The 7,984-nt window shown below is 65.6% G+C and carries 6 protein-coding genes; 3 read left to right on the forward strand and 3 right to left on the reverse strand.

The features are described 5' to 3' along the window. Position 1: 1 nt before the first annotated feature. From Q8R81_RS09670 to Q8R81_RS09680, 3 genes are read right to left on the reverse strand one after another with little or no spacing between them, the layout of a single operon-like run. Positions 2 to 1,393, reverse strand: coding sequence for an efflux transporter outer membrane subunit (locus Q8R81_RS09670; RefSeq protein ID WP_305617268.1), 1,392 nt, complete (start codon positions 1,391 to 1,393; stop codon positions 2 to 4). Continuing rightward, on the reverse strand, positions 1,390 to 4,446 hold the full coding sequence (locus Q8R81_RS09675; RefSeq protein ID WP_305617270.1) for an efflux RND transporter permease subunit: 3,057 nt from the start codon (positions 4,444 to 4,446) through the stop codon (positions 1,390 to 1,392). Before Q8R81_RS09675 ends, Q8R81_RS09670 begins: the two co-directional genes overlap by 4 nt. After that, positions 4,443 to 5,519 carry an efflux RND transporter periplasmic adaptor subunit gene (locus tag Q8R81_RS09680; protein ID WP_305617272.1) on the reverse strand — a complete coding sequence of 359 codons (1,077 nt, stop codon included), beginning with the start codon at positions 5,517 to 5,519 and terminating at the stop codon, positions 4,443 to 4,445. Before Q8R81_RS09680 ends, Q8R81_RS09675 begins: the two co-directional genes overlap by 4 nt. An 80-nt stretch (positions 5,520 to 5,599) precedes the next feature. Between Q8R81_RS09680 and Q8R81_RS09685 the strand changes: the two genes are divergently transcribed. The 3 genes from Q8R81_RS09685 to Q8R81_RS09695 all read left to right on the forward strand — a co-directional run bounded on the left by Q8R81_RS09685 (position 5,600) and on the right by Q8R81_RS09695 (position 7,944). Beyond that, on the forward strand, positions 5,600 to 6,190 hold the full coding sequence (locus Q8R81_RS09685) for a TetR/AcrR family transcriptional regulator (protein WP_305617274.1): 591 nt from the start codon (positions 5,600 to 5,602) through the stop codon (positions 6,188 to 6,190). 99 nt (positions 6,191 to 6,289) lie between these two features. Next, positions 6,290 to 7,414 (forward strand): 4-hydroxyphenylpyruvate dioxygenase, encoded by a 1,125-nt coding sequence (hppD, locus tag Q8R81_RS09690; protein WP_371135349.1) that lies wholly within the window; start codon positions 6,290 to 6,292, stop codon positions 7,412 to 7,414. After that, complete coding sequence (locus Q8R81_RS09695) at positions 7,411 to 7,944, forward strand: VOC family protein (RefSeq protein WP_305617276.1); 534 nt, start codon at positions 7,411 to 7,413, stop codon at positions 7,942 to 7,944. Before hppD ends, Q8R81_RS09695 begins: the two co-directional genes overlap by 4 nt. Positions 7,945 to 7,984: the final 40 nt, after the last annotated feature.

Consider the following 7,984-nt stretch of genomic DNA (forward strand, 5'->3'; position numbering starts at 1 on the left):
TTTATTGTTGGGTCGGCAAGGCCAGCGCGCGAGACAGATCAACAATTGCAACGGCTTGCCGACCACGCAGGTCGGCCAGTCGCAATAACGCTTCGGCGAGCGCAGAATCTGATGCGGTCAGGGCCTCGCGACTGATCGCTCCGGCCTTATGCGCGGCGGCATCGCGATCGCGTGCGCGGCGGCGCAGGTCGTGGTCCGCTTCACCATGCGTGAGCGCTTCGCGTGCGGCAGCCAGCGCGAAGTGGGCGGTTTCGACATCACCCGTGGCGCGCAACACGGTCTCCCGATAGGCGGCGAGAAGTTCACGGTTGCGCCCTTTGGCGCGGGCGACTTCGGCATCGATCCGGCCAAAATCGAACAGCCGCCAGCGCAGGGACGCAGCGCCCTGAATCGCCACGGAATCGCCAGTGAACAGTTCGCCGAAGCGGTTGCTTTGAAAGCCGATCAGGCCGCCGAGCGACAGGCTGGGCCAGTATTCGGCCATTGCTGCGCCGATGGCGGCATTGGCGGCGACGAGGCGCGCTTCGGCTGCTGCGACATCGGGCCGGGCGCGCAGGACGGCGGCAGGAAGGCCTGCGACGGGATCGGGCGTTTGCGCGGTGAAGCTGCCGGACAGGTCTGGCGGGAGCGAGGGGGAGCGGCCGACCAGCACGGCGATGCGCGCGCGCTCTGCCTCGATCCGGGCGAGCGTTTCCGGCAGGGCGGCGGCGACTTGTTCGGCGGTGGCGCTGGTGCGTTCGGCCTCGGCAGCAGAGGTTGCCCCGGCAGCAATGCGTGCGGCCATGATGCGCTGGCGTTCGCGCGCGAGGCTTTCCATCTGGCCAAGGGCGATGCGTTGGGCTTCGGCTGTGCGCAGGCGGAAGTAGGCTTGGGCAAGTTCAGCGGAGACGGCGAGGCGTGCGGCGGTAACACCGGCTTCGGCTTCGTCGACGCTGGCGCGGGCGGCTTCCTGTCTCCGCCTGAGCCCGCCGGCGAAATCGAGATCCCATGAGCCGTTGAGCGTGGCGTTGCCGCTGTTCACAGTGCGCGGCAGATCGGGCACGTAGCGCGAAAGCTGGCCGAGACCGGAATTGAGCGACTGCTGCGCGCGGGCGGCGGTGCCGTCAACTTGCGCGGCGGGCAGGCGAGCGGCGCTGGCGGCTCCAGCGGCGGCGCGGGCCTGATCGAGGCGGGCGAGCGCTTGCTCTATCGTGAGGTTGGCGGTGAGCGCTTCGCTTTGGAGCTGTTCGAGGACGGGGTCGGCAAAGCCTTTCCACCAAGGCTGTGACTGGGCTTGCCCGGGGGCGACTGGCGCGCGCCATGCGGGGGCGACTGGCACTTCGGGCGGGGCATAATTCGGCCCGGCGGTGCAGGCGGCGAGCGCCGTGAGCGGGAGGAGCGCGAGGCGTTTCATGCGGTTGCTCCTGCGGGTTTTTCTGCAAGCAACAGGTACATGACCGGGGTAGCGACGCGGGCGAGCACGGTGGACGCAATCAGTCCGCCGATCATGGCAATGGCCATTGGCGAGAACAATCCGCTGTTCGCCAGCGCCAGCGGCAGCAGGCCACCGATGGCGGTGATGGAAGTGAGCAGGACCGGCAGGAAGCGCAACTCGCCCGCGCGCTCCACTGCGGCGCGGACGGAGAGACCTTCGCGTTCGAGCTGCTGGGTGAAATCGACAAGGAGGATCGAGTTCTTGATCTCTATTCCCACCAGCGCGATCAGGCCGACGGCGGCGGTGAATGACAGCGAATTGCCGGTGAGCCAGAGCGCGACGACCGCACCGAGGAAACCGAAGGGGATGATCCCGGCGACCACTGCAACAGTGCGGAAGCGCCCGAATTCGAGCACCAGCACGGCGAGGATGCCAAGGCTGGCGATGACGATGGCGGGGACAAGGCCAGCAAAGCTGCGCGATGAGTTCTCCGCCTCTCCACCCAATGCAATGGCATAGCCGGGGGGCAGATCGAGTGCAGCCTTGACCTCTGCGAGCACAGCCTTCGTTGCCTTGGACACCAGCACGCCGGGTTCGACATAGGCAGTGAGCGTGACCATGCGGGCGCGGCGGATGCGGTCTATGCGTGCGGGTTCGGACTGCAGTTGCGGCGTGGCGATGGCCGAGAGCGGGGTGCTGGCCCCTGCCCGCGTGGCGACGAATATCTGGCCGAGGTCTGCCAGTTCAGCGCGGCCCGCATTGGGCAGGCGCACGGTGACGCCATAGTCATCGCCATCGGCATCGCGGAAATTGGCGACGGTTGCGCCCGAAAGCCCGATCTGCAACGCCTCGCGGATCGCGCCGGGGGCGACGCCGAGTGCGGCGGCGGCGGGTTCGTCTACGGCCAGATGCAGGTCAGTGCGGGGTTGGCGCAAGGGGTTGCCGATGTCGCGCACGCCGGGGACAGCGGCCATCGCGGCTTCTGCCTTCTGGGCCAGCGCCGCAAGGCGGGCGACATCGGGGCCGGTTACGCGCACAACGATGGGGGCTTCGGCTTCCGGTCCATTGACGAACGTGATGATGCTGATGCGGGCGCCGGGGTATTTGTCGAAGCTGCGGCGCAGGTCGGCAAGCAGGGCGTCGGATTTGCCCGGTTGCCATTCGTGGAGGCTGACGGCGACTTCCCCGAAAGCCGGGTCAGTCTCGCGCTGGGGAACGTTGTAGTAGAGCTGCGGGTTGCCGCGCCCGACGTTGGCCGAGGTCCAGCTTACCTCGGGGTGGCGGGCGACGGTCTGTTCCACCCAGCGCACCGCCTGATCGGTACGGCGCTGCGCGGTGCCCTGGGGCAGTTCCACGCGGACGAGGAATTGCGGGGTTTCCGCAGGCGGGAACAGGCTGGAGCCGATCACGCCGAGCAGTGGCACCGAGAGCGCGCAGACGAGCAGCAGGCCGGTGACCCAGCGCTTCGGTTTGTCCAGCGCGCGGTGGAGGACGGGGCCGTAGAAGCGCTGGATGCCGCGCTGCACGGCCTGAAACAGACGGTTTCCTTCGGGATGCTCCTCGCGCGATAGCATGACGCGCGCGGCGAGTGGGGTTACGGTGAAAGCGACCACAAGCGAGCCAAGGACGGTGGCGATGACCGCGACGGGGAGCGAGCGGATGAATTCGCCCGAAGCCTCGGGCAGGGCCAGCAGCGGCACGAAGGCGAAGATCAGGCAGGCGGTGCAACCAAGCACAGCGAGTGCGATCTGACCGGTACCCTCGATTACGGCGATGGTCCGGTCCGCGCCATCGCGCAGCCAGCGCGAGATGTTCTCGACCACCACGATGGCATCATCCACCAGAATGCCGAGCGCGAGGACGAAGCCCGAGATGGCCAGCTGGTTCAGTGTGAAGCCGAGCGCCCCGAGGATGGCGACGCCGATCAGCAGCGAGAGTGGAATGGCGATCATCACGACGCCAGCGGCGCGTAGGCCCAACGGCAGGAGCGTCAGGCTGACGAGCAGCAGCGCGATCACGAAATCGCGGGTCAGTCCGCCGAGGCGGTGGCGCACGTTTTCGGCCTGATCGAAGCCGCGCACGAGCTCTACCCCGCCCGGCAACGTGCGCTCGAAGGCATCGAGTTCGGTGGAGATGCCTTGCGAAAGGCGCGTGACATCGCGGTCCTTGCCTTGCGTGGCTGTGACGAGCAGCGCGCGTTTGCCGTTGAAGCGGGTAATGTGGTCGGGATCATCCTGCGCCCAGCCCACTTGCGCCACATCGCCCACGCGCAGCACGCGGCCATCGGCACTGGCGAGCGGGACGGCGGCAATGGCCTCGGGCGAACGGAAAGCGCCGCCATACTTCACCGCAAAGCGCCGGTCGCCCGCGTTGAGCGCGCCGATAGGAGCTTCCTGCCCGGCCGTGCGCAAGGCATTGGCGACGGCCGCGGGCGGCAGGCGCAGTGCGGCAAGGCGGGGCAAGTCGAGCGACACGCGCATTTCGGTGCGGCCCGCGCCCCAGACTTTCACCTCGTTCACGCCCGGGATCGCGCCAAGCCTTTCGCGCAAATCGTCGCCCACCTTTTCAAGGCGGCGCATCGGCAGCAGGTCGCTGACCAATGCGACTTCGATGATCGAGACGTTGATCGGGCGGCCTCGAATGATGTCGAGCCGCAAGAGGCCCGCTGGCAGACTGCTGCGCAAGGCAGTGACTTCGCGCGTGATCTTGTCGTAGCTGCTGTCCGGGTCGGTGCCCCAGTCCAGTTCGATCCGGGTGACAGACAGGCCATCGCTACTGCGCGAGCGGACTTCGCGGATATTGTCCAGCTTGTGGACCGCGTCTTCGACCGGGCGGGTAACCTGCTCCTCAACCTCACCCGGCGAAGCGCCCGGCAGCACGGCGGTGACGACGAAGATCGGGGGATCAAGCTGCGGGTCTTCGGTACGCGGGATGGTGAAAAGCGCGGCGAGGCCGAGCGCGGCGAGCAACAGCACGCCGATCAGCGTGAATTGCCAGCGATTGAGCGCAAAAGCGGCAGGATTGAACTTCATCGTCCGTCCACCCGCACCTTCTGACCATCGCGCACAAAGCCTGCGCCCGCGGTAATGACGCGGGTGGTGAGCGGCAGGCCTTCGACGCGCAGCATGTCTCCGGCAAGTCCGTGCAAGCGCACTGCGGTGCGGCGTGCGACCGAAGTGGCCGGGTCGATCACGAAGACGTGGCCCTGAGCGCCCTTGGCGTCGATCAGCGCTTCGGCGGGGAGCAGCAGCGTGCCGCCTGCCTCTGGTGCAGCAGCCGATCCAGCGATTGCGACACTGCCGGTCAATCCGCTGGCGAGGCCGCTGGCGCGCGGAAGGCCAATATCAACGTCGATAGTGCCGGTTACGGTGTCGGCTGCACTGCCTTTGCGCAGAACGCGGCCCATGATCGGTGCGCGACCAGCAATGGAAACCTGAACCGTGGTGCCCGGCGCAACGGCGGCGGCAACGGCAGGGGAAACGGCAGCGCGGGCCAGCAACTGGCTGTTCACATCGGCAACGCGGGCAATGGGTTCGCCGGGTGCAACGGTCTCCCCAACTTCGTGCATCCGAGCGAGAACAAGACCGGCAAACGGCGTGCGAGCAATGGTGGAGGCCCGGTCATAGCGGGCGGCGCGCAATGATGCGCGGGCTGCTGCAAGTGCAGACTGCGTGTCTTCACGTTGGGCTTCGGAGACCGCGCCTTGTGGCAGGAGTTCGGTGTTGCGGCGCGCAGCGCGTTCCAGCCTGTCGACCTCGGTCGCGGCACGGCGTTCGCCTTCGGCCTGCAAGGTGGGTGTGATCGCGGCGACCATCGCACCTGCGGGAATTACATCGCCCGGGTGGACGCTGACCGCCGAAAGCGTGCCGCCGACGCGCAGGGAAATCGTCGCCTCGCGATCATAGAGCACGCGCAACGGAAAGCGCGTTGCAGAGGCGGTAGCTACGCCTGCGCCGTCCACCACCGGCGAAACGGCGACGACCACGGGTACTGCGGTTTCAGCCTTGTCCGCTGGCTTACTGCAAGCCGTCAGGACACCCGCCGCCAAGCCTGCCACCAACAGCCCTTGCGCCGCCTTTGCCCCACCAAAGCGCCTTGCCCTCATTAGGTTCGACTCCGCAACCTATCGCTGATAGTCTATCAATGATAGGTTGACCTTGACCGGTCAAGAGCGGAAAAGGCGGCATGGCCACAAAGGACGCAGGCAAGCGGGTTACTGACCGGCGCGAGCAAATTCTGGATGAGGCGCAGCGCCTTTTTCTGGGCCACGGGCTGGAAGCGGTGACCACCCGGCAGATTGCTCAGGCGGTGGGGATCAGCCAGCCTTCGCTCTACGCCCATTTCGCCAATCGCGATGCCATTGCGGTGGAACTTTGCATTCGCGCTTTTCAGCAGCTTGCACAGCGACTGGGCGAAGTTGACGCGAGCCTGACCGGGGCGAACCGGGTGCGCGAATTGTGCCTGGCCTACATCGCCTTCGGGCTGGAGCAGCCTGCGGCGTATCGTGTGGCGTTCCACGCCGACATAGCGGTGGACGATGAAAGCGGGATGCACCGCGGACTGGAAGCCGGAATCTCGGCGTTCTCTATCCTGCGTGAGGCCTATGCGGACATCATTGCCGACTCGGCGCGAGCAGAATTGGCCGCGCAATCGGTGTGGGCCGGCATCCACGGCCTAGTCTCGATCCTGCTTACCCGGCCCGAGTTTCCTTTCGCCGATCTGCGACAACTGGTGGACGCGCATCTGGACCGTTTGCTGGCGGCTGACCGCATTTGACGATGCATGCACCGAATTTTCGGGACAAGACAGCGCCAATCTGGTATTAACTGAAACCAGTTTTGCAGGCCCAGCCGTCTGCCGTGTGTGTCTTGGAGAGTGAGTTTGAGCCAGCAGCAGCCATCAACCGATCTGTTCGAGAACCCATTGGGCCTCGACGGGTTCGAGTTCATCGAGTTTTCAGCGCCCGAGGCCGGGATGCTTGAGCCGGTGTTCGCGCGCATGGGCTTTACCCGCATTGCCAATCACCGGTCCAAGCAGGTGCAACTGTGGCGGCAGGGCGGGATCAACCTGATTGCCAATTACGAGCCGCGCAGCCCCGCCGCCTACTTCGCGTCGGAACATGGCCCTTCCGCCTGCGGTATGGGCTGGCGCGTGCGCAATGCGGCCAAAGCCTATGCCACGGCGCTGGAGCGCGGGGCTGAGCCGGTGGAAGTGCGCACCGGGCCGATGGAACTGCGCCTGCCCGCGATCCGCGGCATCGGCGGTTCGATCATCTATCTGATCGACCGTTATGAAGGCGCGCCGCAGGGCGATCTTTCAATCTATGACATTGATTTCGAATATGTGCCCGGCGTGGACCGGCATCCGGTGGGCGCGGGTTTCCACACGATCGATCACCTGACGCACAACGTCTATGGCGGGCGCATGGCGCATTGGGCAGCGTTCTATGAGCGCGTGTTTGGCTTTCGCGAGATCCGCTATTTCGACATCAAGGGCGAATATACCGGGCTGACGAGCCGCGCGATGACTGCTCCCGATGGCAAGATCCGCATTCCGCTGAACGAGGAAGCGAAAGCTGGTGGCGGGCAGATCGAGGAGTTCCTGCGCGCCTATAACGGCGAAGGCATCCAGCACATCGCTTTTGCCTGTGACGATCTTATCGGTGGTTGGGACAAGCTCACGGCGATCGGCACGCCCTTCATGTCGCCACCTCCCGAAACCTACTACGAGATGCTGGCCGAGCGCCTGCCGGGGCATGGCGAGCCGGTAGACGAATTGCAGCGGCGCGGCATTCTGCTGGATGGCTCCACTGAAAAGGGCGATCCGCGTTTGCTGTTGCAGATATTCTCCGAAACGCAGATCGGGCCGGTGTTCTTCGAATTCATCCAGCGCAAGAAGGATGAAGGCTTTGGCGAGGGCAACTTCACCGCGCTGTTCCAGTCGATGGAGCGCGACCAGATGCGGCGCGGAGTGTTGAAAGTGGAGGAACCGGCAGCATGATCCCGCAGATCAAGCGCATCCACCACGTCGCCTATCGCTGCCGTGACGCGAAGGAGACGGTGGAATGGTACGAGCGCGTGATGGGCATGCGCTACACCACCGCCTTTGCCGAGGACAAGGTGCCCTCTACCGGCGAGGACGATCCTTACATGCACGTGTTCCTCGACTGTGGCGGGGGCAATGTGCTGGCGTTCTTCGAATTGCCGGGGCAGCCCGAGATGGGGCGCGATGCGAACACGCCTACCTGGGTTCAGCATCTGGCGTTCGAGGTCGAAGACGAGGCCGCTTTGCTGGCGGCCAAGGCGCATCTGGAGACCGAGGGCATCGCCGTGCTGGGGCCGACCTACCACGGCATTTTCCGCTCGATCTATTTCTTCGATCCCAACGGGCACCGGCTGGAACTGGCCTGCAACATCGGCACGGCAGAGCAATATGCGGAACTGGCGGAACTGGCGCCGGTGATGCTGGAGGAGTGGAGCCGGACCAAGCGCGCGCCCAAGCACGCCGAGTGGTTGCACAAGGAACCTTAGCGCAGATCACGATAGATTTATGGAACCACCCGTTCGTGTC

The organism is Novosphingobium sp., from assembly GCF_030696665.1.
Taxonomy (GTDB): domain Bacteria; phylum Pseudomonadota; class Alphaproteobacteria; order Sphingomonadales; family Sphingomonadaceae; genus Novosphingobium.